Here is a 26,191-nt window from a genome sequence, read left to right on the forward strand (position 1 = left end):
CGTAACTGTCGCCCGCTGGCGGCAGAATGCCCCCACCTCGATCACCCGTGCCGTCGGACCGGCACGGCCCGCCACTCCGGGAGCCCGCGATGAGCGACACCACCGCCCCCACCCCGCCCGACCCGAACGACCCGCTGGCCCTCGCCGATCTGTTCACCGGCGGCGGCGAGCCGTGGCTGCCGCTGGTCAAGCCGGTCATCGAGGCGCAGCCGGACGCCGCCACCTTCATCGGCCCGGGCCGCAGCCCGATGGTCGTGCCCGTGCGGGAACTGACCTTCCAGGCGCTCAAGCCCCACCCGCCGCACAAGTGGAAGGTCGTCGTCTTCGGGCAGAACCCGTACCCGCGCAGCGAGAGCGCCACCGGCATCGCCATGTTCGACAACACCTTCCACGACTGGAACGACAGCCAGTTCGGCAGGGTCGTCACCATCCGCTGCATCATCAAGGCGGCGGCGATGTGGAAGCACGGCATCGCCAAGAAGACGCCGATCGCCGACATCCGTGCCCTGCTGCGCGAGCACGACACGGTGCAGCCACCGGAGTGGTTCCAGGCGATGCTCACCCAGGGCGTGCTGCTGTTGAACGCGGCGCTCACCGCCAGCGGCGACGGGGCGATGGCCACCGACCGGCACACCGCGTTCTGGCGGCCGGTCGTCGAGGCCCTGGTCGAGGAGATCCTGAAGGCCAAGCAACACGCCGACGAGGAGGACCGGGGCGTGGTGTTCGCGTGGTGGGGCGCGCACGCGCGCAGCCTCAAGCGGGTGGTGCAGCGGCTCGAGAAGAAGTACCCGGACGTGGAGGTCCGCCACCTCGACCACCCCAATCCGGCGGCGCAGGGCGACATCTTCTGCGACGGGAACCACTTCGCCGACGTCAACGAGGCGCTCCGGACGCTGGGCGCCGACGAGATCGACTGGCTGCCCCGCAAGGGATGGAGCGGCTCGGCGGCGCACGCGGGCGGCGCCGACGCGGACACGGCCGAGCGCATGGGGGCGTTCATCGCCTCCACGATGGAGTTGCACAAGCTCTACCTCGAGCGGCTCGCCAGCGTCAAGGACGAGGGGCTGGCCCTTCCCGCGATCACCGGCGTGTCCGCCACCCCGCTGATGGACTTCCGTGCGGCCGTCGCCCCGGTGGCCGCGCTGCTGCCCGGGCTCGACTGGCACGTCGAGCAGTCACACCGGTTCGGCGAGAAGCAGGTGGACGGCGGGGCCGACGCCCTGTCGGCCGACGAGGTCGCGGCCCTCTACCTCTACACCTGCGAGTCGGCCTTCTACCGGCAGATCAACGCCACGCTGCGCCACCCGGACCGTGGCCGGATCGTCCCGTACCTGCCGTACCTGCGGCTGTTGTTCTCGGCCGTGTCACGGCTCCCGGCCCGCACGGAGCCGCTGTGGCGCGGGGTGTCGCTGGACCTGCGGGCGCAGTACCCGATCGGGCAGACCGTCACGTGGTGGGGCGTCTCGTCGTGCACGTCGAAGCTCGGCGTGGCCCAGGCGTTCCTCGGCGGTCGCGGCAAGCGGACGCTCTTCGAGGTGCTGCCCGTGCGGGCCGTGGGCATCCGGCGGTTCTCCGCCTTCACCGGCGAGGAGGAGGTCATCCTGGCCCCCGGCACGCAGCTCACGGTGACCGACGTGAAGGCGGAACGCAACGGCCTGTGCACCGTCCGGCTGACAGAGCTGGCCGAGGAGCGCATGGTGGCGTGAGCGGCCGGCGGCTAGCTGAGACAGGCGAGGAGTTGGCGGTAGGCCTCGTCCTCCCTGCCGTGCTCGCTGCGCACCACGCTCGTCCCGGGCCGGGCGGCGACGACGGCGAGCAGTCGGTCGTACATCGCCGCCAGCTCGGTGGTCCCGCCATGCCGGTCGAGCAGGCGCTGAGCGTCGAGATGCGCCGGATCCGTGGAGGTACGGCTACGTTCGGCGAACCGCCACAGCGCGTTCTCCTTGCCGTCGAGCAGGACGATCTCGTGGAACCGGGCGCCGGTGTCGTGCGCCACGCGCTCGGCCTGCTCGATGAACTCGGGACGGCCGAGGAACTGCGGGATGATCACGTCGTGGCGGCCAGCCAGGTGTGCCCGGGCCGCCGCCAGCGTGACGGCGCGGGCGAGGAGACCGGCGGGACCGGCATGATCACGCCACCGCCCGATGAGATCACGGATCCGGTCGATGTCGAGGTCGAGCGCGAGGGGGTGGTCCTCGACGTACCTGCGGGCCAGCGTCGACTTGCCGCAGCCGGGTGGCCCGTTGAGCACGATCAGGCGCGGCGCCCGCGCGGCAGCCGGCTGGGCCTCTGTCACGACATGCCTCCTCGCTCGGCCCGTCGCCGCCGTACGGACGTCCACGATGGTACGTCCACGGGCCGGAACCCACGTGCGGCGCGGGCCGTCCCCGGGTTCGAAGGGACGGCCCGCGCCGCACGCGCCGGGTCAGGAGGACTCGGGCCTCGTGGCGGCCGGTGACGTGCTGGCGGACACGAGGGCCCGCAGCTCCGGGGCCATCGTGGCACTGTCCGGCTCGCGACGCAGCTCGCGGAGCAGGCCGACGACCATGCCGACCATGACGAACAGGAACGGCAGCGCGGCGAGGATGGTCAGCGACTGCAGTGCGGACAGTCCGCCGGCGAGCAGCAGCACCGCGGCCACCAGGCCGGTCAGCACGCCCCACATGGAGACGAGCCAGGCCTTCGGCTCCAGGCTGCCGCGCGAGGAGAGCGTGCCCATCACCACCGAGGCGGCGTCGGCGCCGCTGACGAAGAAGAGCGCCACCAGCACCATGACCAGGATCGCGGTGACGGTGAAGAACGGGAACTCCCGCAGGACCGCGAAGAGCGCCGCCTCCGGGCTCTCCTTCACCGCGGCCGACAGGTCGGTGCCGTTGAGTTGCAGGTTGATGGCGGTACCGCCGAACACCGAGAACCAGACGAAGCTGACGAGGCTCGGGATGGCCACCACACCGAGGACGAACTGGCGGATGGTGCGGCCCTTGGAGATGCGGGCGATGAAGGCGCCGACGAACGGGGTCCAGGAGATCCACCACGCCCAGTAGAAGATGGTCCAGCCCGCCATCCACTGCTCGCCGCCGAAGGCGCCGGTGCGGAAGCTCATCGGGATGAGGTCGTAGAGGTACCCGCCGGTCGACGCGGTGAGCGTGTTGAGGACGAAGACCGTCGGGCCCACCACGAGCAGGAAGAACATCAGCGCCACCGCGAGCACCATGTTGGTGTTCGACAGGAACTGGATGCCCCGCTTGACGCCCGTGACGGCGGAGACCACGAACGCCACGGTGAGCACCGCGATGATGCCGATCGCCAGTGGGGTGGACTTCGGCACGTCCCAGAGGTTCGTCAGGCCGCTGTTGATCTGCAGGGCGCCCAGCCCGAGGGAGACGGCCGACCCGAACAGCGTCGCGAAGATCGCGAAGATGTCGATGGCCCGGCCGGGTCCCCGGTTGGCGCGCTCCCCGATGAGCGGGAAGAAGGCGCTGCTGATCAGGCCGCGCCGACCCTTGCGGAAGGTGAAGTAGGCCAGCGCGAGACCCACCACGGCGTAGATCGCCCACGGGTGCAGCGCCCAGTGGAAGAAGGAGTACTCCATGGCCACCCGCGCGGCCTGCGGGGAGTTCGGTTCGTTGAGGCCACGCGGCGGGGTCGCCAGGTGCGACAGCGGCTCGGCGGCGCCCCAGAACATCAGGCCGATGCCCATGCCGGCGCTGAACATCATCGCCACCCAGGAGACGGTGGAGAACTCGGGCTCGTCGTCGTCGCGGCCGAGCTTGATCCGGCCGTACCGGCTGAGCGCCAGCCAGACCGACAGCACCACGAAGCCGGTGCTGGCCAGCACGAAGACCCAGCCGAACGACCGGACCACCCAGTCGAGCGCGGTGTCGGTGACCGAGGCGAGGTTGTCGGTGGCGACGATGCCCCACGCGACGAAGAGAACGGTCACCGCTGCGGCGACGCCCAGCACCGTCCGGTCGATGCCCTGCGCGGGGCGGCCAGGCTCAGGTGGTGCGTCGCCCGGCGGGGTGTTGTCGTCGGTTGCCGGACCTGTCGCGGACACGGTCATGGTCTGTGGACCTCCGTGGGCTGCCCGGTCCGCGGGCCGCGTTCCCGGCTCCGCGCGCGCCGGTCGGCCCGCATGTCGGGTTGTCCCGCGCCCCGTCCGGGGCCCGGGAACTCGGAAAGTTGTCGCCGCCGGTGCCGACGTCGTTGCGGCGGGCGTCCGGGTCAGCCGGGGCTCGGCCGCCACGGACGTCGGCGACGACCGGCGATCACTCTCGGCGTCGATGTTGGAGGTGACCCTTCGGTCTCATGACAGTCCGGTGACAAAACCGACCGACCCGCGACCGCGCGCTGAGTAGTCGTACTCAGGCCGACGCGTGACGGTTGCGGAAGTCTGACTCCATGATTTCGGTCGATGACGTGGAGTGCCACGGGTCAGGGGCATCGACGAGGCGACGGCTTCCTGGTCGACGGCGGGCGCCGGCCGGGCCACGGGTCAGGTCCGTCGTCGTCCGCCTGGCCCGGCAGACGAACATCATGAGCGCGGCCCGGTCCGCCCGGCGCCGCGATCGCGTGTACGAGGCCGTCACGCTGACTCTCGCGGTGGTGCTCCTGCCGGTGGCGTTCGTCGTCGCGCGCGGGCGGGCGAAGCATGTGGCCTGCCAGTGGGCGCTGGCGACGCGTTTTCCGGCCGAGGACCTGACCGGCCTGACGCCCGCCACGCGCGCGGCCTTCGAGGCCGCCCGGGCGCAGGCCCTGTGGCGCGACGGTGAGCTGATCGGGCTCACGTCCGGGCACCGGACCGCCGAGGAGCAGGCACGCCTGTTCGCCGAGGCGGTCCGGTGCGCCGGGTCCCCGGAGGCGGCCCGGCTGCGGGTACTGCCGCCGCACGAGTCGCGGCACGTCGCGGGCACGGCCCTCGACGTACGACCCGCCGAGGGCGCGCGCTGGTTGGAGACGTACGGCGCGCGCCACCACCTGCACCGGGTGTACGACAACGAGTGGTGGCACTTCGAGTACCGGCCCGGTCGTCGCCCCGAGCGGCTGCCCCACCCGGGTGCCTCGACGCCCCCGACCGTGGTCCCCGCGCGGCCGTCGCGGCTTGTGCGGCTGACCGACCGGTGGTGACGGCAGCCCGCCGAGCGGGCACAGTGAAGCGGTGACCACCGACATCCGTACCCCCCTGGCCCGCTACGCCGACCGCCTGCACGCCGTGATCGGCGACGGGCACCACGTCGCCTCCCCGCTCGGCGCGTGGCTGCTGCTGGCGCTCGCCGCACCGGCCGCCACCGGCCCGACCCGCACGGCGCTGGAGGAGGTGCTCGGCACCGACGTGGAGGCCGCCGCCACGGCCGCCGACGCCCTGCTGGCGGCGCCGCATCCGCTGGTGCCCTCGGCGACCGCGTTCTGGCACCGGCCCGGCGTCGGGACGCACGGGCTCGACGGGTGGCGGGCCGCCCTGCCCGCGTCGACCGCGACCGGGGCGCTGCCGGACCAGGCGGCGCTCGACGCGTGGGCCCGCGAGCACACGCTCGGCCTCGTCGAGGGGTTCCCGCTGAAGGTCTCGCCGCGGGTGCTGCTGGTGCTGGCCAGCGCCCTGGCCACCCGGGTCTCGTGGGCGGCCCCGTTCGAGGTGGCGCCGGGCGGTGCGCTCGGGCCCGGCAGCGCCTGGGCCGGCGGGCTGCGCCGGGTGCTGCGCAGCCCTGAGTACGGCCACCGCTGCTGGATCGCCGACACCGCGCGGGCCGGCACCGTCGCCGTGCACGCCGCCCCCGCCCAGTCTGCGGGGGCCGACGGCGGCGGGGCCGGGCTGCTGGTGGTCTCCGTCGTCGCGGCACCCGACGTGCCGGCCGGGGACGTCCTCGCGGCGGCCCAGGAGCTGACGACGGCCGTCGCCGGCACGCCGGAGCATGAGCTGCCCGCACAGCGGCGTTCCCTGTTCGACGTGCCGCTGGGCGAGGGCCCGCTCTGGACGCTGCGCGAGGAGCCGACCCACACGTACGCGCCGGACGGCCGGGAGGAGCGGGTGACGGCGGTGCTGCCCTGCTGGTCGGCCCGCAGCCGGCACGAGCTGACCGCCCCCGGGCTGGGCTTCCCCGCCGTCGCCGGTATGTTCGGCGAGTTGCTGGGCTCGCCGGGGCTCGAGTTCGAGGCGGCCCAGGCGGCGACGGCCAGCTACGGCCGGTACGGCTTCGAGGCGGCGGCCGTCACCGGCTTCGCCTCGGCGGTCAGCCTGCCGCCGGAGGGGGTGGCCCGCGTCGCGGAGCTGCGCTTCGGCCACCCGTACGCCGTGGTGGCGGTCGCCACCGACGGGCGGGGCGACGGCGGCGCGGCCGGCCCGTGGCACGGGTTGCCGGTCTTCTCCGCCTGGGTCACCGACCCGCAGGAGCTGTCGGAGGCCGACGCCGCGGGCCGCCACGGGAACGGGTAGCCGCGACGCGGATCAGGGGGTGTGCGGCTCAGCCATCGCGACGGCGATCTTGCGAGGGCCGGTGAACGGCTCCCGGCCGTGCGCGGCGGTCATGTTGTCCACGACCAGCACGTCGTCGCGCCGGTAGTCGAAGCGGACGCTGGCCGCCCGGTACGCGGCCCGCAGGTGGTCCATGACGTCGGCGGGTATCTCGCCGCCGTCGCCGTAGTACGTGTTGGCCGGCAGCCCGTCGGTGCCGAACATGGCCAGCAGCCCCTCCTGGAGGTCCTTGGCGAGGGTGCTCACGTGGAAGAACGTGGCGTGGTTGAACCAGCGCGGGGTGTCCGAGCCGGGCCGGTGGTGCACGACGTCGCGCACCGCGCGGGTACGCAGCCCGCCGGCGCCCCGCCACTCCAGCTCGATCCGGTTCGCCGCCGCGTACGCCTCGACCTCGGCCCGGTCGTCGGTGCCGAAGACGTGCTGCCACGGGGTGCCGAAGTCACCGTGGAAGTTGCGCACCAGCATCCAGCGGCGGCGGACGAACTCCTCGCGTACCGCCGGATCGATCTCGGCGTACACCCGGCGGACGTCGGCCAGCGGGGTGGCGCCCCGCGTCTGCGGCGCGGTGATGCAGTAGAAGAACAACGTCAACGGCCAGCGGGCCTGGTACGAGTTCTCGTTGTGCAGGAAGATCTCCTCGTCCGGCGGGTAGTCGGTCGAGGTGTAGACCCGGCCGGCGATGGCGTGCCGGGGCGACGAACGCTCGGTGTAGACCAGCGGCTCGCCGGACAGCGCCCGCACCGCCCGGTCGAAGCCCTCGACGCCGCCGACGTCGAACCCGCGGAACAGCAGCCCGCCGTGCTCGACCAGGCCCGCCCGCAGCTCCGCGCGGCGGGCGGCGATCAGCTCGGTCAGCTCGCGGCCGTCGTTCTCGACGACGATCGGCAGCGTGGCGATCCGGTCACTCATGCTCTCGCTCCTGTCGTCGCCCGCCGTCGCGGCGGGCGGCCGCGGGACAGCGGGATGGCGGCCCGGACGGCGGCCGTGGTGGGCGGCTCACCCGTGCTGGCGGGGGGCCGCGTCGGTGCGGGCGGCGGTGAGGTCCGCCCGGATCACGGCGAGCAGGTCGGGCAGCCGCTCGTTGAGGAAGAAGTGCCCGCCGTCGATCTCGTGCAGGGTGAAGCCGGCGGCGGTGTGCTCCCGCCAGCCGGCGCTGTGCTCCCGGTAGACGGTGTCGTCGCCGCGCCCGCTGAACGCCACGATCGGCATCGGCAGCGGCTCCTCGGGGGTGTAGCGGTAGTCGTCCACCCGGGCGAGGTCGGCGCGCAGCAGGGGCAGCAGCAGCTCGACCAGCTCCGGGTAGTCCAGCAGCCCCGCCGGCAGTCCGCCGCCGGCCGCCAGGCGACGCAGCAGTTCGTCGTCGTCCACCCGGGACAGCCCGTCGAAGTGGCTGGGCGCGTTGACGTGCGGGGCGCGGGCGCCGCCGACGTAGAGCCGCAGCGGCAGTGGACGCCCGGCGCGGCGCAGCTCGCGGACGACCTCGAAGGCGACCCTGCCGCCCATCGAGTGGCCGTAGATCGCGTACGGGCCACGGGCCCGCTCGGCGATGGCGTACGCGACGTCGACGACCTTGAACACCGGGTTCTCGCTGATCCGGTTCTCGCGGCCGGGCAGTTGCACCGGCAGCACCTCGACGTCGGGGCCGAGCTCGTCCTGCCAGCGCCGGAAGACGGTCGCGCCCCCGCCCGCGTAGGGCAGGCAGAAGAGTTGGACCGGCGCCGGGTGCCAGCCGCCGGCGGAGAGGAACCAGGTCACCGCGCGCCTTTCGTCGAGAGGGGCCGCTCCGGTGCCGCTGGCGCCGGAACGGGTGGTGGGTCGCTCCGGCGTGCCGGAGCGACCCGAGGTGCGGCGCCCTCCGAGGCATCGGCGGGCCGACCGCGTTCGGGCCGACCACCATGCTCCAGGAGGGGCCTCATGATCTGCCTATACCTTCGGGTCGGAAGCAGCATAAGGCGCGATGCCCGCCCGCGAGGATCCACGTGGCGGGCCGCCGCAACGGTGCGCGGGCGGTGGCGGGTGGCCGGTCAGGCGTCGTCGGGTCGGGGGATCGGTTGGGTCATGCCGTCGAAGTCCCGGGGCAGCCGGGCCACCATGTCGCGGAACTCGTCGACGGTGACCGCCTCCCGCAGGGTGGCGAAGACGGCACCGGTTCCCGCCCGGGCGGTGGCCTCGTCCGTCCCGGCCCGCTCCCCCACCCGTCGCACGAAGTCCGCCGGACCGGTCGCGCCGGGCGGGCCGTCGCCGGCACCAGCCTCCGCGAGATAGCCGTCGAGTTCGTCGGGGAGGCGACCGGTCGCGCCGCCGCTCATCCGTTCCACCATGGTCTGCAACACGGCGCGGGCGATCGTGGCGGCCTGGGCGGTGGGTAGTCCGGCGCGGCGGGACACCGCGTCGACGAAGAGGGGGAACCGCACGGCAGCCTCCTGTCGTCAGCGGCCCCGCGCTTACCCGCGCCCGGCACCGGCAAACGACCCCGCCGTCCGGCCGGCCCTGGGGCGCGGGGCCGTCGACGGACGTCGTACCCGCCGGCTGACCGGGGACGCCCGGCCGGGATCAGCCGGCCGGGTCGTCGGCGAGGACGTCGAGCAGCAGCGCGGCCGTCCAGCCGAACGCCGGCGAGCCCAGCCCGGCCCCGGTGTCGGGGTGGAAGTACTCGTGGCAGCCGGCGCCGGCCACCAGCTCGATCATCGAGTCGCGCAGGCCCGCGGCCAGGTCGGGGCGGCCGTGGCGCAGCAGTCCCCGGCGTACCAGCCAGTTGACGTTCATCCAGCTCGGCCCGCGCCAGTAGCGCAGCGGCTCGAAGTCCGGCGCGGTGCGGTCGTGGCTGGGCAGCGGCCGGTCCATCCGGGCGGCCAGCCCGAAGCGCGGCGAGCAGGCCTCGGCGACCAGCGCCGACACCTGCCGCGCGGGCAGGTCGGGCAGGACCAGCGGGGCCAGGCCGAGCACCGTCCGGGCCGGCACGAGGCGGTCGGCGCGCAGGTCCCGGGGGTGGAAGACGCCCGTCGCCGGGTCGTACAGCCGGCGCACCAGGGCCTCGGTGATCCGCGCGGCGCGCTCCCGGTGCGGGCCGGGGTCGGCGCCGACCAGCGGCGCGATCCGGGCGAGGGCGTGCTCGGCGGCGCCCATGGCGGCGTTGACCAGCGGGCACTCCACCAGGAACGGGTGCCGGCCGGCGAGGTCGTCGTCGCGGTAGCGGCGCTCGCGGTAGGACGCCACGATCGCGACGTAGCGCGCGTAGTCGAGGTCCGTGGGTCGGTGCGCGGCGTCGGCGTGCGCGGTGTCGTGCCGGCGGTACGCGCGCATGACGGCCGCGTCGGCGGGCACCGCCGCCATCGGCGCGTCCCAGGCGGGGCTGTTGTCCAGCCCAGACTCCCACGGGTGGACGATGCAGGCCAGCCCGCCCCCGCCGACGTCCCGGCGGGTGGCGAGGTAACGCTGCTGGGCCACCAGCCGGGGGTAGAGCCGGCGCAGCGCGGCCCGCGCCTGCTCCGAGGGGCACCGCCGGTACGCGAGCCAGGCGGCGGGCGCGTGCACGGGCGGCTGGATCAGCCCGGAGGTGGTGGCCGCCGGGGCGCCCTCGGCGAGCCCCGACTCCCAGAACTCCGGCCCCGGGAAGTACGAGCCGACGCGCAGGGCCGGGTTGAACACGATGTGCGGCACCCGCCCGTCGACCCACTGGGCGCGGAACAGGCTGGCCAGCTCGCACCAGGCGCGCTCGGGGCGGACGTGGGACCAGCCGATGGCGATGAACGCCGAGTCCCAGCTCCACTGGTGCGGGTAGAGGGTGCGCGAGGGCACCGTGTGGTCGTGTTCCCAGTTGGCGTCGAGGGTGGCGACGGCGAGGCGGCGCAGGGCCCCCCGGTCGTGGGCGCCGGGGTCGACGGCGGTGGGCGGGCCGCCGGCGGTCCCGGTGCTCACGCCGCCGCCTGCCGGGGCTGGGCGTGGCGCAGCACGGCGGCGGCCTGGTGCAGGGCGCGTACGGGGTCGCCGCGCAGCCGGCACTCCAGCGCCAGCCAGCCCCGGTAGTCGATCTCCAGCAGGGTGCGGAGCAGCGCCGGCCAGGCGAGGTGCCCGGCGCCGGGCTGGTAGCGGTTGGAGTCGCTGACCTGCACGTGCCCGAGGTACGGGGCGGCGGCGCGCAGCGCCCGGTGCACGTCGTCCTCCTCGATGTTCATGTGGAAGGTGTCCGCCACCACCCGCACCGTGGGCAGCCCGACGGCCGCGCAGAGGGCGACCGCGTCGGCGAGCCGGTTGACCATGTGGTCCTCGTACCGGTTGAGCGGTTCCAGGAAGAGGGTGACCCCCTCGGCGCGCGCGTGCTCCCCCAGCTCGCCCAGGGCGTCGACGAGCACCTGCCGGTCGGCGGCGGGTGGGCGGGGCGGCTCGAACGGCGGCAGCCGCCGGGAGAACATTCCCCACGCGGCCGGGGTCATCGCGCCGACGCCGCCCAGCTCGGCGATTACGGAGAGCTGGGAGCGCAGGTTGCGTACGGCGTCGCGGGAGCGCTCGGGGTCGAAGTCGCCGATGAAGTGGTCCATCTCCACGCAGACGGTGGGCATGACCACCCCGGCGGCGCGGGCCCGGCGCAGCTCGGGCAGCCGGCGGGCGAGGCCGAGGTCGCCGGAGCCGCGCAGCTCGATCGCGTCGTAGCCGAGCGCGGTGGCGAGCGCGTACTTCTGGATCAGGTCGGTGCCCGGCAGGAGTTGTTCCTGGCAGGCCAGGGGAATCGTCATGGGAACCTCAGCACCACTTGGAGGGCGTCCGCGTCACCGCGGTCGAGCAGCGCCAACGCGTCGGCCACCGCGCTCGCGTCGACGACGTGGCTCACGAGCGGCAGCGGGTCGACGCTGCCCTCGGCCACCAGGGCCATGAAGGTGTGTGCGACGCGGGCCCCGGTCCACCGGCCGGCCATGCCGGGCGCCGGGGTCGGCCCGGAGACCTGGGCCGCCACCAGCTGGATCCGGTTGTGGTGGAACTCCTCACCGAGGCCGAGCGCGTCGGCCTGTCCCTGGTAGAAGCCGGCGGCCACGACGCGACCGGCGTGGGCGGTGGAGCGGATCGCCTCGTGCAGCGCCGGGTACGCCCCGGACAGTTCCAGGCAGACGTCCGCGCCCCGGCCGCCGGTGGCCCGGCGCAGCACGGCCGCGGCGGACTCGGCGCCCGCGTCGACGACGAGCCGGGCGCCGAGTCGGGTGGCGTGCGCCAGCCGGGCGGGCACCCGGTCGACGGCGACCACGCGCGCGCCGGAGAGGGCGGCGAGGCGGGTGGCGAGCAGGCCGATGACGCCCTGCCCGAAGACCGCGACCCAGTCGCCCAGGTGCAGGTCGCCGGCGAGTACGGCGGTGAGGGCGATCGCCCCCGGACGGGCGAAGACCGCCGCGAGGGGATCCAGCCCGGCGGGCAGCGGGTGCACCGTGTCGGCGGGCACGACGGCCTCGGCGCGGTGCCCCCAGATGCCCCAGACGACCTGCCCGGCCCGGCGGTCGGCCACGTCGGGCGCGACCTCGACGATCTCGCCGACCTCCTCGTAGCCGAAGCCCACCAGCGGGTACGGCACGGCGGTCTGCCGGGGCACGAACATCCGGCTGACGTCGTCCCAGTCCTTGCTCAGCCGGGGGTTGCTGCCCCGGTAGAGGGTGAGCTCCGTGCCGGCCGAGATGCCGGAGTAGCAGGTGCGGACGCGGACCCGACCGGGGCCGAGCGGGTCCGGGGGGCAGGGCTCGAGGCTGATCCGTCGGGGCCCGGCGAGTGAGACAACCCAGTTGACCATGAGTCACATCCCGGTAGCACTGGGCTCCAGTGTAGGCAATAAATCGGCATATGTCTTGTAATTGATCAATCGAAGGGGTTGAATCCCTTGTATACCCTTCGAGAGGAGTGCCACCGATGCCAGCACCTCCGATGCGGATACTCGCCGCCACCCTGATCATGGCAGTCACCGGGGCCACTCTGCTGGGCTGCGGCGACGAAGGATCCGACAGCGACAGCAGGAAGATCACCGTGTGGAGCCTGGAGGACGTGGCCGACCGGGTCACCGCCACCAAGGCGATCATCGCGGACTTCACCGCCAGCACCGGGATCGCCGTCGACCTGGTCACCGTCAACGAGGACCAGTTCCCCGCCCTGATCGCCACCAGCGCTGCCGCCGGCGAACTGCCCGACGTGGTCGGTTCGGTGTCGCTCGCCGGCGTGCGTACCCTCGCCGGCAACGAACTGCTGCACTCCTCGGCGAACGCGGAGGTCGTCGACAAGCTCGGCAGGCAGACCTTCTCGCCGCGGGCCCTGGAGCTGACCGCGGACGACGGCAGGCAGCTCGCCGTGCCCAGCGACGGCTGGGGCCAGCTGCTCGTCTACCGCAAGGACCTGTTCGCCGCCGCAGGGCTGCCCGCCCCCGACACGTACGAGAGGATCGCCACCGCCGCGACGAGGCTCAACGCCGGCGGCGTCGCGGGCGTCACCGCCGCCACCGCCCCCGGCGACGTGTTCACCCAGCAGACCTTCGAGCATCTCGCGCTGGCCAACAACTGCCAGCTCACCGACGACTCCGGGGCCGTGAAGCTGGACTCCCCGGAGTGCGTCGAGGCGTTCCGGTTCTACGGCGACCTGATGCGCACCAGCTCGGTCAGGGGCGCGCAGGACGTCGACACCACCCGGGCCACCTACTTCGCCGGCAAGGCGGCCATGCTGGTCTGGTCGCCGTTCATCCTCGACGAGCTGGCCGGCCTGCGCGACGACGCCAGGCCGACCTGCCCGCAGTGCCAGGCCGACCCGGCGTTCCTCGCGAAGAACAGCGGCTTCGTCACCGCGATCAAGGGCCCGAACGGCGTCGAACCCGCCCAGTACGGCGAGATCAGCTCCTGGGCCGTGCTCGACGGCGCCGCCGCCGACCCGGCGAGGTCCTTCGTGGAGCACATGCTCGGCGACGGCTACCCGCGCTGGTTCGGCATGTCCCCCGAAGGGCGCTTCCCCGTCCGCAAGGGCACCGGGCAGGAGCCGGAGAAGTTCCTCACCGCCTGGAACACCAGCCAGGCCGGCGTCGACACCCGCAAGCCGCTCGCCGAGGTCTACGGCGAGGAGGTGCTCGCCAGTCTGCGCCGCAGCCCCGACACCTTCCAGCGGTGGGGGCTCACCCAGGGCCAGGGCAAACTCGTCGGCGCGATCCTCGGCGAGCTGCCGGTGCCCAAGGCCCTGAACGACGTGGTCGCCGGCAAGACCGACGCCGCCGCGGCCGCCGGACGGGCGAAGAAGGACGTGGAGGCGATCAAGGCGGGCGTCAATTGACCACCGCCCCACCGGACACCGGCCGCTCCCCCGCCCGGGAGCGGCCGGCCCCGGCCCGCCGCCGCAGACCACTGACCCTGCGCCGCCGCGAGTCCCGCGCCGGGCTCGCGCTGGTCGCCCCGACCCTGCTCGTCGTGGTCGCCGTGATCGGCATCCCCATCGTCTGGACCGTCGTGCTGGCCTTCCAGCGGGTACGCCTGGCGACGCTGCGGCGTACCGGGCTGTTCGGCGAGTTCACGATGGACAACGTCGAGCGGGTGCTGAACACCCCCGGCTTCGCCGACACGCTGTGGACCACGCTGGTCTACGCCGTGGCCAGCACCGCCGGCTCGATCGTGCTCGGCCTGGTGGCGGCGCTGGTCGTACGCCGGCCGTTCCGGGGCCGCACCCTGGTGCGCGCGTCGATGCTGCTGCCGTACGTGGCGCCGGTCGTCGCGGTCACCTTCGTCTGGCAGGTGATGCTCGACCCGCAGCTCGGCATCGTCAACGACTGGGGGCGGCGGTTCCTCGGCTGGGACACCCCGGTGCCGTTCCTGTCCCAGGAGTCGACGGCCCTGGCCACGGTCGTCGCCTTCGAGGCGTGGCGCTACTTCCCCTTCGCGTTCCTGTTCCTGCTCGCCCGGCTCCAGGCGGTGCCGGGCGAACTGGAGGAGGCGGCCCGGGTCGACGGGGCCACGCCGACCCAGCGGTTCCGGCACATCCTGCTGCCGCAGCTGCTGCCCGTGATCGGCCTGCTGGGGGTGCTGCGCTTCATCATGACGTTCAACAAGTTCGACGACGTCTACCTGCTCACCGGCGGGGCCGCCGGCACCGAGGTGGTGAGCGTCCGGGTCTACGAGTTCCTGACCGCGCGTACGGACATCGGCGCGGCGGCGGCGCAGGCGGTCGTGCTCGCCGTGGTGCTCATCGTGTTCGTGGTGGTGTACCTGCGCTTCTTCGGCGGACGGAGGGACGGCTGATGGACCGGGACCGGATCGAGACGGTGGGCCTGCGCTGGCTGCGCCGGCTGGTGATCGCCGCGTTCCTGCTGGTCACCGTCTTTCCCTTCTACTACATGCTGGTGCTCTCGGTGCGCCCCATCGAGCGGCTGCTGCTCGACCCCGGCTCGCTGGTCGTGGGGCTGGGCGAGCTGACCTTCGACACGTACGCCGAGGTGGTGAAGGCCGTCGACGACGGCGGCCAGGGATTCCTGACCTTCATGCGCAACAGCGGCCTGGTCGCCGTCGCGGCGACGCTGCTGACGCTGGCCGTGGCGATCCCCGGCGCGTACGCGGTCGCCCGGCTGCGGTTCTTCGGCCGGCGGCAGGTCGACTTCCTCTTCCTGGCGGTCTACCTGTTCCCGTCGATCGTCATCGCCATCCCGCTCTTCGTGGTCTTCACCCGGGCCGGGCTGCGCGGCTCGCTGCTCGGCCTGGTGCTGGTCTACATCTCGCAGACCCTGCCGGTCTCGGTCTACATGCTGCGCAACTATTTCGAGACGATCCCGGTCAGCCTGGAGGAGTCGGCCGCCATCGACGGCGCCGGGCGGCTCGGCATCATCCGCCGGGTCAGCCTCCCCCTGGCGGCGCCGTCCATCATGGCCGTCGCCCTGTACGACTTCATGATCGCCTGGAACGAGTTCCTGTTCGCCCTGCTGTTCCTGGTCGACAAGCCGCACCGGTGGACGGTGTCGCTGGGGCTGGCGCAGCTCGCGGACGGCGTCGAGGTGCCCAAGACGGTGCTGATGGCCGGCTCGGTGATCCTCACCCTGCCCATCGTGATCCTCTTCTTCGCCAGCGAGCGCCTGCTCACCGAGGGGCTCACCAGCGGCGCGGAGAAGGGCTGAGGCGGCGGGCGGGGTTGCCGCGCGGTGGGCGCTGGTCGAGGATGTGCCGGGTGGATGCCTCCCCCGGCGCGGTCCCCGACGACGTGCCCACGGCTGCCCCGCCCGCGGTCGGGATGCGGCTGCGCGACGTGGAGCCGGGCGACCTCGACGCGTACGTGCGGATGCGCTGCGATCCGGCCGTGATGGCGGAGTTGGGCGGCCCGCAGCCGCGTGAGCGCGTGCCCGCCCAGCTCCGGCGTGACCTCGAGACCGTCCGCGACGGTAGCGCCTGGATCAAGATGATCATTACCGGCGACTCCGCGCAGGTGGCGGGGACGGTGACGGTGTACTCCCACGGGGGCCTCTCCGAGATCGGCTGGATGGTCGTGCCGGAGTTCCAGGGCAGGGGCCTGGCGGGCAGAGCCGTCCGCGCCGTGCTCGCCCTGGCCCGGGCGGACGGCCGGTGGGGCCTCATCCACGCCTTCCCCGCCACGACCAACGCCGCGTCGAACGCGATCTGCCGATCGGTCGGCTTCGCCCTCGTCGGCGAGGAGCAGACGGAGTTCGCCGGCCGCCTCTTCCGCACCAACCACTGGGTCGTCGATCCGTCGCCCGGCGCTGCCGGCTCGTCGGCGGGAGGCCCGGGCGGCGACGTCCCGCCGGCCTGAGCGGCCACGGTATCCCCGGTCCACGGCACCGGCGGGGCATCGCCCCGTCCGCCCCACCCCCCGGGGAGCACCGGGGACCCGGCTACGGTGGCGGCATGGCAAACCCGACCCGTTGGGAGACCGAGACCGGTCCGGAGCACTCGCAGTGGTACATCGACCGGTTCCGCCGGCTGGCTGCCGAGGGGGCCGACCTGGCCGGCGAGGCCCGCCTGCTGGACGCGCTGGTCGCGCCCGGGTCCCGGATCCTCGACGCCGGCTGCGGCACCGGCCGGGTGGGCGCGGCGCTGGCCGCCCGGGGCCACACCGTGATCGGGGTGGACGCCGACCCGGCGCTGGTGGAGGCCGCCCGCACCGACCACCCGGGCCCGCGCTGGCTGGTCGCCGACCTGAGCGAGCTGGACCTGGCGGCGGCCGGCGAGCCGGAGCCGTTCGACGCGGCGGTCGTGGCCGGGAACGTGCTGGCCTTCGTCGCCCCCGGCACCGAGCGGGAGGTGCTGCGCCGCGTCGCCGCCCACCTGCGCCCCGACGGCGTGCTGGCGGTCGGCTTCGGCACCGACCGGGGCTACCCGCTGACCGGGTTCGACGCCGACGCGGTGGCCGCCGGCCTGCGGCTGGAGCACCGCTTCGCCACCTGGGACCTGCGCCCGTGGCGCGACGACGCCGACTTCGCCGTCACCGTGCTGCGCCGCCCCGCCGGCTGAGCCCCGCCCGGCCGAGCCCGACCGCTTCGCCCTCGCCGAGGCCACCCGAGGTAGCGGCGCGGCACCGGCCCAGCCGGCGGCGCGCTCAGGCGGGAGCGCGCTCAGGCGAGCACGGGCTCAGGCAAGGGCGCGCTCAGGCGGGGGCGGCGACGACCCGCGCGGCGGCCGGGTCGAGCGTGGCGCCGGCGGGCACCAGGGCGACCAGGCTGGCCGGCAGCCGCACCGGCCGCACGTCGCGGTAGCCGAGCGTGCCGAGCACCTCGCCGCCGGCGAGGACGTAGCGTCGGCCCAGGTCGGTGACCACGGAGACCGCGCCGCCGGTCGCACCGGGCGCCGCGACCGCCTCGACCACCGCGCCACGGCCCGGCTCCACCACGACGTGGTCGGCGCGCACCCCACCCCCGGCCGCCTGGACGGTGCGCGGCGCGGCGGCGAGGTCGGGCAGCCGTACGCCGAGCCGGACCTCCGTGACGCCGCCGTCGTCGCCCACCCGGGCGCAGAGCCCCACCCCGTCGGAGGCGGCCAGCCGGGGCGGCGCGGTCGGCGGGGCGGTGGGCCCCGTCGGGGCCAGGTCGGGCAGCTTGGGCAGCGCCGCGAACCGCCCGAGCGTGATCGGCTCCGGCTCGCCCTGGCCGGTGCGGGCCAGCAGCAGGCCGGCCTGCAACTCGGTGATGCCGGCCAGGCCGTCCCGCAGCGCGACGGCGTACTGGCGGCCACCGCCCGAGTTACGTACCAGGTAGACGTCGCCGATGCGCGCCCCGGACACCCGCGCGGAGCGCTCCCCCTCGGCCGGCAGGGCGAGCGGGGCGAGGTCGGCGCCGGCGGGCAGGCTGTTGAGCAGGGCCGGGGCCGCCGGGACCGCCCGTGCCCGGGTGGCCGCCAGGGCGGCCAGCACCCGGTTGGTGTCGCGCACCAGGTAGCGGCGCTGGTGCCAGACGAGATGCAGCCCGCCGTCGGGGTGGCGCAGCAGCAGCGCGTCCTCGCCGAGGGCCCGGCCTCCTCCGGCGGTCACGCCGATCAGCAGCGCCGAGCGGGGCGTCGTCCGGTCGGCCTCGCCGGCGGCGGAGCAGACCGTCCACGGCGCGGTGGAGAGCCGGCCCCTGGCGGGCAGCGAGTCGGGGGCGTCGGCGATGCCCAGCGGCAGCCCGCGCGGCACCCCGTCGATGGCGCGCCGGGAGACGAGCACCGTCTTCGGCCGCTCGGCACCGATGATCAGCAGGGCCGAGGCGTAGTTGAGCACCGGGTGCAGCTTCTCCTCCCGGTAGACGAACCGGGCCCCGGACTCCTTCTCCACGATCACCGCGCCCGTGTCGCGCCACGTGCTGCCGCCCCCGGTGAAGAGGCCGTAGAGGGCGAAACCGCCCAGGCCGATGGCCGCGACCAGCACGCTGGCAAGGCCGGCGCCGGCGAGCCGCCGGAACGGCGACTGCGCCGGGTCGGTCTCCCGCATCACCAGGGCGGCGACGGCCCGCTGGACGGTGAACTGGTACGAGTGCAGCTGGTCCTGCCGCGACGGCATCGCAACCCTTCCCGGTGTGGCGGTCGGGGCACAGGATAAGCGTTGCGTCGACGGCCCGACGACCCTGCGTCGCGGTGCTGCGGGCGGAGGCGGCCGGAGGCGGTCCTCGCCTCCCCATTCCCGGCGGGGTGCCTCCGCCGGTGCGAACAGGATCACCGCGCGGACGTGCCCGCCCGCCCGGCTAGGGGGTAGCATGGCATCCAGGTACCCCCGGGGGTATCGTGAGGAACACGAGGAGGTGCGCGGTGAAGCTTCGACCCGAGATGACGAGCGAGGCCCTGACCCGCCTGAAGCGGGCCCGAGGTCAGCTGAACGCGGTCATCGAGATGATGGAGACCGGTCAGGACTGCCGCGAGGCGCTGACCCAGCTCGCGGCGGTGTCGAAGGCGATCGACCGGGCCGGCTTCAAGATCATCGCCTCCGGCATGCGGCACTGCACCGCCGCCCGCGAGCGGGGCGACTCCCCGGAGATGACCGAGGAGGAGCTGGAGAAGCTCTTCCTCGCCCTCGCCTGACCCGCCACCTGAAGAAACGCACCGCACACGTTGCGTGGCAGCGGCGTGTGCGGGTAGACAGATTGCACACGTCAACACCCCGGCGTGTGCCCGCCACATACCCCCCGGGGTATTTGATCCCACAAGGAGCACGGCAATGGCAGTTGAGGTGTCCGTCATCGCGACGTCCTCGCTCGGCGACCGCAGCTATCTGGCCTCCGACGGCACGGTGGCGATCGTGGTCGACCCGCAGCGCGACATCGACCGGATCCTGTACCTCGCGGGCGAGAAGGGCGTACGCGTCACGCACGTGGTGGAGACCCACATCCACAACGACTACGTCTCCGGCGGCCTGGAGCTGGCCCGGCTGACCGGCGCCCGCTACCTCGTCGCCGCGGACGACGAGGTCGACTTCGACCGGACGCCGGTCGCCGACGGCGATACCGTGCCCGTTTCCGGCGCGCTGCGGCTGCGGGTGCTCGCCACGCCGGGACACACGTTCCACCACCTGTCGTACGTGCTCGACGAGGCCGACGACTCCGGCTGGCGCCCGGTCGGCGTCTTCACCGGCGGCTCGCTGCTCTTCGGCACCACCGGGCGCACCGACCTGCTCGGCGGGGAGCACGCCCACGAACTCGCCCACCACCAGCACGCCTCGGCCCGGCGCCTGGCCGACCTGCTGCCCGACGGCGCCGAGGTGTGGCCCACCCACGGCTTCGGCAGCTTCTGCTCCGCCAGCCAGGCCGACGCGCCCGAGTCGACGATCGGCCGGGAGAAGCGGGCGAACCCCGTGCTGCGGCTCGCCGCCGACGAGTTCGTCACCGAGACCCTCGCCGGGCTCGACGCCTACCCGGCGTACTACGCCCACATGGGGGTGGCGAACCTCGCCGGCCCGGCGCCGGTGGACCTCACCCCGGTCGCCCGGGCCGACGCCGCCGAGCTGCGGGAGCGGATCGCCGCCGGCCAGTGGGTCGTCGACCTGCGCCACCGCAAGGCGTACGCCACGTCGCACCTGGCGGGCACGGTCGCCCTCGGACTCGACGGCCCGATGTCGACCTGGCTCGGCTGGCTCATCGACTGGGGCGCACCGCTCACCCTGCTGGCGGAGACCGAGGAGCAGGTCGCCGACGCCCAGCGCGAACTGGTCCGCATCGGCATCGACCGGCCGGCCGCCCAGGCCACCGGCGACCCCGACCGGTGGTCCACCGGGCCGGGACAGCTCCGCGAGCTGCGGATGACCGACTTTCCCGCGCTGGCCGCCGCCCGGGCCGGCGACACCCCGGCGGGGCTGCCCGCCCCGGACGTGGTGCTCGACGTCCGGATGACCAACGAGTGGACCGCCGGTCACGTCGAGGGCGCCGTGCACATCCCCCTGCCCGACCTGCCCGGGCGCCTCGCCGAGGTGCCCGCCGGCACCGTCTGGGTGCACTGCGGCTCCGGCTACCGGGCCACGGTCGCCGCGTCCCTGCTGGCCAACGCGGGCCGCGAGGTCGTCGTGATCGACGACAAGTTCGGCCGGGCCGAAGCCGCCGGGGTCGCCATGAGCCCCGGCGACGCCTGACCGACCCACGCACCGCCGGCCCCGCCCCCTGCGTACGCCACCGGTCGTCCGCACGGCGACGCGCGCCCGCCGCCGATCGGCGCCGGGCCGACCCACCCTGCCCTTCCACGGGCGATCGAGCACTGAACGAGGAGAGATGACCACTTCACCGAGCGCCCCGCCCACCCTCGACGCCGCCACGCTGCGCGAGCTGATCGACTCCGGCCGCGCTCCGCGCATGCTGGACGTGCGCACCCCCGCGGAGTTCGAGACGGCCCACGTCCCCGGCGCCCACAACGTGCCGCTCGACGTGCTCAGGGAGCACCGCGAGGAGCTGCGGCGGCACCTCGACGAGACGGTGGTGCTCATCTGCCGCTCCGGGGCTCGCGCCACCCGGGCCGGGCAGGCCCTCGCTGGTGTCGGGCTGCCCGACCTCAGGATCCTCGACGGCGGGATGACCGCGTGGCAGGCCGCCCAGGGACCGGTCCGCCGGGGCACGCCTCGCTGGGAGCTGGAGCGGCAGGTCCGCCTCGTCGCCGGCTCGATCGTCCTGCTCAGCATCCTCGGTTCGGTGTTCGTACCCGGCCTGAAGTGGGTCGCCGGCCTCATCGGCGCCGGCCTCACCTTCGCCGCCGTCACCGACACCTGCGCGATGGGCATGCTGCTCGGCAGGCTCCCCTACAACCGCGGCGCGAGCTGCGACGTGCAGACCGTCGTCGGTCGGCTCGGAGACCACCCGACGCCCCGGCCCCTGCCGTGACCGGCAGCCTCGCGCTGACCGTCGCGCTGGCCGTCCTCATCGGGATGAGCCTCGGCCTGCTCGGCGGCGGCGGGTCCATCCTCGCCGTGCCGCTGCTGGTCTACGTGGCCGACCTGCCGGCCCGCGAGGCGATCGCCACCTCGCTGCTCGTCGTCGGGGTGACCAGTGCCGTCGGCGCGCTGCCGCACGCCCGGGCCGGCCGGGTCCGGTGGCGCACCGGCCTGCTCTTCGGGGCCGCTGGCATGGTCGGCGCGTACGGCGGCGGACGCCTCGCCGCGTTCGTCCCGCCCGCCGTCCTGCTCGCCGGCTTCGCCGTCATGATGCTCGCCACCGCGACGGCCATGCTGCGGGGCCGGCACGACGGCCCCGGGCGGCAGCGGCCTGAGCTGCCCGTGGCGCGGGTGCTCCTCGACGGCGTCGTGGTCGGACTGGTCACCGGCCTGGTCGGCGCGGGCGGCGGGTTCCTGGTGGTGCCGGCCCTCGCGCTGCTGGGCGGCCTGCCGATGCCGGTCGCGGTCGGCACCTCGCTCGTGGTCATCGCGATGAAGTCGTTCGCCGGGCTGGCCGGCTACCTGTCCACCGTCGACATCGACCCGGGCCTGGCCACCGCCGTCACCGCCGCGGCCGTGCTCGGCAGCCTGGCCGGCGGCCGGCTGGCCGGACGCGTCCGCGAGGACGTGCTACGCCGGGCGTTCGGCTGGTTCGTGGCGGCGATGGGCGTGTTCGTCCTGGCCGGGCAACTGCCCGCGCACCTGCGGACGGATCCCCTGCTGTGGACCGTCGCCCTGGTGACGGCGGCGACGGCGGCTACGGCGGTCGTGCGGCGCCGCCGCTTCGACCGACCCGACCATCGGGACCGACCCGACCATCGGAGCTCACCCGAGCGGCGGGACCGGCCCGACCATCGGAGCCCGCCCGAGCGGCGGGACCGGCCCGACCGGACGTAGCGGAATTGGTCAGGGGCGCAGGATCAGCCGGATCGGGTCACCTTGCTTGGTCTGCACCCGGCGCACCGCCTCCTCGGCGTCGGCCAGCGGCAGCACGTCGCTGACCGACGCCGACAGGTCGAGCCGACGCTGCCGGGCCAGGGACACCAACTGCTCGACGTGCTCGCCCTCCGAGCCGTAGTGGCCGAGCACCGCCTGCTGGAAGTAGGTGAACGGGCTGTCCGAGGCGATCGTCACCGGCTTGTTGGCGATGCCCGCGAGCACCAGCCGGCCCCGGCGGCCCAGCACGGTCAACGCCTGCTCGCGTACGGCGGTCACCCCGGCGAAGTCGAACGCGACGTCCAGCCCCCGCCCGCCCGTCAACTCCAGCACGGTCTCGCGGAACGCGGCGTCGGCCGGGTCGAGCACCGCGTCGGCCCCCAGGACCGCCGCCCGGTCCCGCGCCACCGCCAGCGGTTCCACCGCGATCACCGGGGCCGCACCCACCAGTCGCAGCAGTTGGACGGCGTGCGCGCCCAGCCCACCCACGCCCCACACCCCGACCGCCTCGCCGGGGCGGGTCCATCCGCAGCGCCCGTTCCGTCAGGTGCAGCCGTCCGGCCAGCATGTCCGCCACCGCGCGCCCCCTGCCCGGCCCCCGGTCGGGTGGCCCTCGACGGGGTGGGCATACCCGGCCGGGCGGGAGGAATGCGCGTGCCGGCCGCCGGGGCCCGGGGCGGCGGGGGGTAGCATCCGGGCCCGTGGGCGTGCGATTCGAGGAACTGGCCTGGCGGGAGACCCCGATCGGCCTCATCAGCCTGCGCCGGCGCCGCGACCCGTCGCTCGACGTCGAGGTGTACGAGGTCAAGCTCGACGACGAGTACCTGATGTCCAGCCTCTTCCCCGTCGCGGAGATCGAGCTGGCCCGGCTGGGCCTGGCTCCCCTGTCCGTGCAGGGGCTCGACGTGGTCGTCGGCGGCCTCGGCCTCGGCTACACCGCCCGCACCGCGCTCTCCGACGACCGGGTCGGCTCGCTGCTGGTGGTGGAGGCGATCGAGGACGTCATCGACTGGCACCGCCGGGGGCTGCTGCCCTTCGCCGCCGGGCTGGCCGCCGACCCGCGTACCCGGTTCGTGCGGGCCGACTTCTTCGCCGCGGTGGCCGAGGGCACCGGCTTCGACCCGCGGGAGCCGGAACGGCGGTTCCACGCCGTGCTGCTCGACGTGGACCATTCGCCGCGCAACGTGCTGCACCCCGGCCACGCCCCCTTCTACACCCCCGACGGCCTGCGCCGGCTCGCCGCCCATTTGCACCCGGACGGGGTGTTCGCCCTCTGGTCGGACGATCCGCCCGACGCCGACTTCGAGGCCGTCCTCGCCGAGGTGTTCCGCACCGCGCGGGCGCACGTCGTCCCGTTCCCCAACCCGCTGACCGGCGGGCAGTCGGCCAACACGGTCTACGTCGCCCAGCGCTGACGCGGTCACCGGACGCCCCGCCGGGCGGCGACCGGACCGCTGCGCCTTTTGGACGCAACCCGCGGAAACGGGACGCCCCCCGCTGCTCCACCTGTGGCCGGATCCGCCGAGCACCCCGCCAAACTGGCAGCGGAACGCCGCGCCTGATCGGAACCGACGCCCGCAGCACGCACCGCGGACATCCACTCGCGATCTTGGACAGTTGTCGTTACCCGAGAACGACAACTGTCCAAGATCCACGCTGTCGGCCGGCGGCGGAGCGGCCGCGCCGGACGGCCGCGGCGGTGGCGACCGTGCCGGGCCTCCTCGGACGCCGGTCAGTCGGATGGTCGGCGGAGCGTCGCTGCCCTCCCGGGCGTGCGCGGCGTACTCCCGTACCGCCGGCTTCCGGCGCCAGGTAGCCGGCTGGTCGGCGGAGCGTCGCGGCCCTCTGGGCGTGCGCGGCGTGCTCCCGTAACCGCCAGCTCCGGCGCCAGGTAGCCGGCTGGTCGGCGGAGCGTCGCGGTCCTCCGGGCGTGCGCGGCGTACTCCCGTACCGCCGGCTGCCGGGCGGCGCTGGACGCGGTGCTGGCCGACGCGGCGGCCCGGACCATGACGGTGATGTCAGCGAAAATGTGCGCCACCGGCGTGCCGCGCGAGGACTTCGCCGGTCGTGGCGGCATGGCCGGGTGCGGGCCGGGAAGGCAGACGGCCAGGCCGCGCCGCGCGGCCGGAGTCACGGGAGGTGGACATGCGAGCCATGCTCTGGGCCGTCGGCGTCGTCGCCGGCGCGCTCATCCTGCTCGGGCTGCTGCTGGAGGCGGTCCGCTGGCTGGTGATCATCGGCGTGGTGGCGCTGGTCGCGGTCGTCGTCATGGGGGTGGTCAAGGGCCGGCGGGCGGTGCGCCATTCCGCCGGGTACCGCTGACGGCGAGCGCGGCGGCCAACTCCTCGTCGTAGGTCGCGATCGGGCGCCCGTCGGCCGCGTAGGCGACCAGCCGGCCGTGGGTCATGGTCGCCGACCGGAACGAGAACGTCCGGGGGCCCGGGTAGGGCGCGAGCAGTGGAATGACCCGGGGCGCGCCCCCGGGGGCGGAGTGGTATTCCAGCCGGGCGACGGCGGGCGACACCACCCCGTTGACGCGGACCTTGGTCTTCTCCCTGCGGGTGCCGAAGGTGACCGGCGCGTCCGTGCCGTACGCGGCGCACTCCGCCGGGCCCCGGCAGACGAAGAAGTAGCGCGGGTTGGCGACGTCGGAGAGCGCGTACGCCTTGAAGGTCGGATCGGCGCCTGCGGGCAGCGGCTGCACGGCGAAGAACGCCACGGCCAGCGCGGCGGTCGTGCCCACCCGCAGCCAGCCGCGGGTCGCCGGGGTCCGTCGGCCCGCGCCGGCTGCGGCCAGCACCGCCCCGCCGAACCCGGCGAGGCAGAGCACAGCGACGCCGAGGGCCCGGGCGTTCTCGAGGAGGAACTGCACCCCGGACGTGGTCGAGACCGGCCTGAGCGCCACCCCCAGCGAGACCACCATGGTCACCAGCAGGGCGCCGCCGGCGACCCGCCGGGCGACCCCGTCGGCCCCGATCAGCAGCATCGCCGCCAGCACCGGCCAGATCTGGTGGTGCGTCCAGGACACGGGGGACGCGGCGACGGTCGCGCAGCCGACGAGCACGGCGGCGTGGCCGGGGCGCCCGTGCGCCGCCAGGTGCCGGGCCCGCAGCAGGGCCACCGCGCAGACGACGGCCACCAGGGCCGCCCAGAGCAGCGGCAGCGACGCCTGGTCGAGGCCGAGGCGCAGCAGCATGCCGTGCACCGACTGGTTGCCCAGCGAGGCCAGGTTGCCGATCCGGGACGTGTTGCGCACCGCCTCGGTCCAGTAGGTCCAGCTCTCCACCGGGAGAACCACCGCGCCCAGCACGGCGCAGGCCAGGAACGTGACGACGGCCCGCCCGGCGTCCCGGTAGCGGCCCGTGACGAGGAAGTAGACAACGAACAGCAGCGGGGTCAGTTTGATCGCGGCGGCCACCCCCACGAGGACGCCCCGCAGCCGGGCCGGGGGGACGCCCATGCCGTCGAGCAGCGCGAGCAGCACGATGAAGACGCTTACCTGGCCGAAGCGCAGATTGCTCTGCACCGGCGCGGAGAGCATCAGGGCGCAGGCGACGGCCGGCACGACCAGGTGCCGCCGCGGCCCGCCGGCCAGTACGCGGCCGACCGGCACCGCGATGGCGACCACCGCGAGGCAGATCAGCGCCAGCCAGACCCCCTGCACGACACCCTCGGCGACGGCCGAGACCGGCCAGAGCACGAGCGCGGCGAACGGCGGGTAGGTGAAGGGGCCGCCGTTCTCGGCGGCGAACTCGTACAGCGGCCGGCCGGCCTGCAGGTGCAGCAGTGCGCCACGATAGATGTGCAGGTCGGAGAGGCGGTCGGGGCGGAGCGTGACGAGCGCCGACGACGCGGCGGCGAGCAGGACGAACACGGACCAGAGCGCCACGACCCGTCGATCCCGCACCGTCGGAGTCTACGACCGGAGCCGGCCGGACGGGGGGACCCCGAACGCTACCTACGCGACCG

Annotated in this window: 25 protein-coding genes; 14 read left to right on the forward strand and 11 right to left on the reverse strand. The window is 74.4% G+C overall.

The window, feature by feature from the left end:
* The first annotated feature begins 89 nt into the window (after positions 1–89).
* On the forward strand, positions 90–1,706 hold the full coding sequence (locus ACGFNF_RS19050) for an ADP-ribosyltransferase domain-containing protein (protein WP_393169422.1): 1,617 nt from the start codon (positions 90–92) through the stop codon (positions 1,704–1,706).
* 11 nt (positions 1,707–1,717) lie between these two features.
* Here the strand turns inward: ACGFNF_RS19050 and ACGFNF_RS19055 are convergent, their stop codons facing one another.
* Both ACGFNF_RS19055 and ACGFNF_RS19060 read right to left on the reverse strand, forming a co-directional pair.
* Positions 1,718–2,296: an AAA family ATPase gene (locus ACGFNF_RS19055; protein WP_393169424.1), complete on the reverse strand. Its 579-nt coding sequence runs from the start codon at positions 2,294–2,296 to the stop codon at positions 1,718–1,720.
* 129 nt (positions 2,297–2,425) lie between these two features.
* Positions 2,426–4,063, reverse strand: a complete 1,638-nt coding sequence (locus tag ACGFNF_RS19060) for a BCCT family transporter (protein ID WP_393169426.1) — start codon at positions 4,061–4,063, stop codon at positions 2,426–2,428.
* Positions 4,064–4,536: 473 nt separating this feature from the next.
* Here ACGFNF_RS19060 and ACGFNF_RS19065 point away from each other — a divergent pair, with 473 nt between their 5' ends.
* Positions 4,537–5,127, forward strand: a complete 591-nt coding sequence (locus ACGFNF_RS19065; protein ID WP_357578054.1) for a D-alanyl-D-alanine carboxypeptidase family protein — start codon at positions 4,537–4,539, stop codon at positions 5,125–5,127.
* 31 nt (positions 5,128–5,158) lie between these two features.
* Positions 5,159–6,430 (forward strand): hypothetical protein, encoded by a 1,272-nt coding sequence (locus ACGFNF_RS19070; RefSeq protein WP_393169428.1) that lies wholly within the window; start codon positions 5,159–5,161, stop codon positions 6,428–6,430.
* Between the two features lie 12 nt (positions 6,431–6,442).
* On the opposite strand, the gene ACGFNF_RS19075 is transcribed toward ACGFNF_RS19070, so the two are convergent.
* From ACGFNF_RS19075 to ACGFNF_RS19100, 6 genes are all read right to left on the reverse strand, one after another.
* A complete protein-coding gene (locus ACGFNF_RS19075) occupies positions 6,443–7,378 on the reverse strand; it encodes a TauD/TfdA family dioxygenase (protein WP_393169430.1) in 936 nt (311 codons plus the stop codon).
* 87 nt (positions 7,379–7,465) lie between these two features.
* Complete coding sequence (locus ACGFNF_RS19080; protein ID WP_357578051.1) at positions 7,466–8,224, reverse strand: alpha/beta fold hydrolase; 759 nt, start codon at positions 8,222–8,224, stop codon at positions 7,466–7,468.
* 269 nt (positions 8,225–8,493) lie between these two features.
* Positions 8,494–8,883 (reverse strand): DUF2267 domain-containing protein, encoded by a 390-nt coding sequence (locus ACGFNF_RS19085; RefSeq protein ID WP_393169432.1) that lies wholly within the window; start codon positions 8,881–8,883, stop codon positions 8,494–8,496.
* A gap of 139 nt (positions 8,884–9,022) precedes the next feature.
* Complete coding sequence (locus ACGFNF_RS19090; protein WP_393169518.1) at positions 9,023–10,321, reverse strand: hypothetical protein; 1,299 nt, start codon at positions 10,319–10,321, stop codon at positions 9,023–9,025.
* Between the two features lie 62 nt (positions 10,322–10,383).
* The gene (locus ACGFNF_RS19095; RefSeq protein WP_393169434.1) at positions 10,384–11,202 is read right to left on the reverse strand and encodes a TIM barrel protein; all 819 of its coding nucleotides are present in this window, start codon (positions 11,200–11,202) and stop codon (positions 10,384–10,386) included.
* On the reverse strand, positions 11,199–12,239 hold the full coding sequence (locus ACGFNF_RS19100; RefSeq protein ID WP_393169436.1) for a zinc-binding dehydrogenase: 1,041 nt from the start codon (positions 12,237–12,239) through the stop codon (positions 11,199–11,201). Before ACGFNF_RS19100 ends, ACGFNF_RS19095 begins: the two co-directional genes overlap by 4 nt.
* Before the next feature lie 116 nt (positions 12,240–12,355).
* On the opposite strand from ACGFNF_RS19100, the gene ACGFNF_RS19105 reads away from it, so the two are divergent.
* From ACGFNF_RS19105 to ACGFNF_RS19125, 5 genes are all read left to right on the forward strand, one after another.
* Positions 12,356–13,750: an ABC transporter substrate-binding protein gene (locus ACGFNF_RS19105; RefSeq protein ID WP_393169438.1), complete on the forward strand. Its 1,395-nt coding sequence runs from the start codon at positions 12,356–12,358 to the stop codon at positions 13,748–13,750.
* Entirely contained in the window at positions 13,747–14,709 is a 963-nt protein-coding gene (locus ACGFNF_RS19110; RefSeq protein ID WP_151454691.1) for a carbohydrate ABC transporter permease, read from the forward strand. The genes ACGFNF_RS19105 and ACGFNF_RS19110 overlap by 4 nt, the downstream gene beginning before the upstream one ends.
* Positions 14,709–15,575 (forward strand): carbohydrate ABC transporter permease, encoded by an 867-nt coding sequence (locus ACGFNF_RS19115; RefSeq protein ID WP_132240245.1) that lies wholly within the window; start codon positions 14,709–14,711, stop codon positions 15,573–15,575. Before ACGFNF_RS19110 ends, ACGFNF_RS19115 begins: the two co-directional genes overlap by 1 nt.
* 50 nt (positions 15,576–15,625) lie before the next feature.
* A complete protein-coding gene (locus ACGFNF_RS19120; protein ID WP_393169441.1) occupies positions 15,626–16,222 on the forward strand; it encodes a GNAT family N-acetyltransferase in 597 nt (198 codons plus the stop codon).
* Between the two features lie 95 nt (positions 16,223–16,317).
* Positions 16,318–16,923 (forward strand): class I SAM-dependent methyltransferase, encoded by a 606-nt coding sequence (locus tag ACGFNF_RS19125; RefSeq protein WP_393169443.1) that lies wholly within the window; start codon positions 16,318–16,320, stop codon positions 16,921–16,923.
* 133 nt (positions 16,924–17,056) lie between these two features.
* Here ACGFNF_RS19125 and eccB read toward each other — a convergent pair whose 3' ends face one another.
* On the reverse strand, positions 17,057–18,442 hold the full coding sequence (eccB, locus tag ACGFNF_RS19130) for a type VII secretion protein EccB (RefSeq protein ID WP_357578044.1): 1,386 nt from the start codon (positions 18,440–18,442) through the stop codon (positions 17,057–17,059).
* A gap of 245 nt (positions 18,443–18,687) precedes the next feature.
* Between eccB and ACGFNF_RS19135 the strand changes: the two genes are divergently transcribed.
* From ACGFNF_RS19135 to ACGFNF_RS19150, 4 genes are all read left to right on the forward strand, one after another.
* Entirely contained in the window at positions 18,688–18,957 is a 270-nt protein-coding gene (locus tag ACGFNF_RS19135; protein WP_089000744.1) for a metal-sensitive transcriptional regulator, read from the forward strand.
* A 136-nt stretch (positions 18,958–19,093) separates the two neighbouring features.
* Positions 19,094–20,497 carry an MBL fold metallo-hydrolase gene (locus ACGFNF_RS19140; protein WP_357578043.1) on the forward strand — a complete coding sequence of 468 codons (1,404 nt, stop codon included), beginning with the start codon at positions 19,094–19,096 and terminating at the stop codon, positions 20,495–20,497.
* A 136-nt stretch (positions 20,498–20,633) separates the two neighbouring features.
* The gene (locus tag ACGFNF_RS19145; RefSeq protein WP_357578042.1) at positions 20,634–21,236 is read left to right on the forward strand and encodes a rhodanese-like domain-containing protein; all 603 of its coding nucleotides are present in this window, start codon (positions 20,634–20,636) and stop codon (positions 21,234–21,236) included.
* Positions 21,233–22,183 (forward strand): sulfite exporter TauE/SafE family protein, encoded by a 951-nt coding sequence (locus ACGFNF_RS19150; protein ID WP_393169445.1) that lies wholly within the window; start codon positions 21,233–21,235, stop codon positions 22,181–22,183. Before ACGFNF_RS19145 ends, ACGFNF_RS19150 begins: the two co-directional genes overlap by 4 nt.
* Positions 22,184–22,192: 9 nt before the next feature.
* Here the strand turns inward: ACGFNF_RS19150 and ACGFNF_RS19155 are convergent, their stop codons facing one another.
* Positions 22,193–22,711: a zinc-binding dehydrogenase gene (locus ACGFNF_RS19155; protein WP_393169447.1), complete on the reverse strand. Its 519-nt coding sequence runs from the start codon at positions 22,709–22,711 to the stop codon at positions 22,193–22,195.
* Between the two features lie 212 nt (positions 22,712–22,923).
* Here ACGFNF_RS19155 and ACGFNF_RS19160 point away from each other — a divergent pair, with 212 nt between their 5' ends.
* Together ACGFNF_RS19160 and ACGFNF_RS19165 are read left to right on the forward strand one after the other, a co-directional pair.
* Positions 22,924–23,637: a spermidine synthase gene (locus tag ACGFNF_RS19160; protein ID WP_393169449.1), complete on the forward strand. Its 714-nt coding sequence runs from the start codon at positions 22,924–22,926 to the stop codon at positions 23,635–23,637.
* A 730-nt stretch (positions 23,638–24,367) separates the two neighbouring features.
* Positions 24,368–24,544, forward strand: coding sequence for a hypothetical protein (locus tag ACGFNF_RS19165; protein ID WP_357578038.1), 177 nt, complete (start codon positions 24,368–24,370; stop codon positions 24,542–24,544).
* Here ACGFNF_RS19165 and ACGFNF_RS19170 read toward each other — a convergent pair.
* A complete protein-coding gene (locus tag ACGFNF_RS19170; protein ID WP_357578037.1) occupies positions 24,501–26,129 on the reverse strand; it encodes a glycosyltransferase 87 family protein in 1,629 nt (542 codons plus the stop codon). The genes ACGFNF_RS19165 and ACGFNF_RS19170 overlap by 44 nt on opposite strands.
* Positions 26,130–26,191 lie beyond the last annotated feature (62 nt).

It is taken from the genome of Micromonospora sp. NPDC048868 (assembly GCF_043198195.1).
Classification (GTDB): Bacteria; Actinomycetota; Actinomycetes; order Mycobacteriales; family Micromonosporaceae; genus Micromonospora; species Micromonospora reichwaldensis.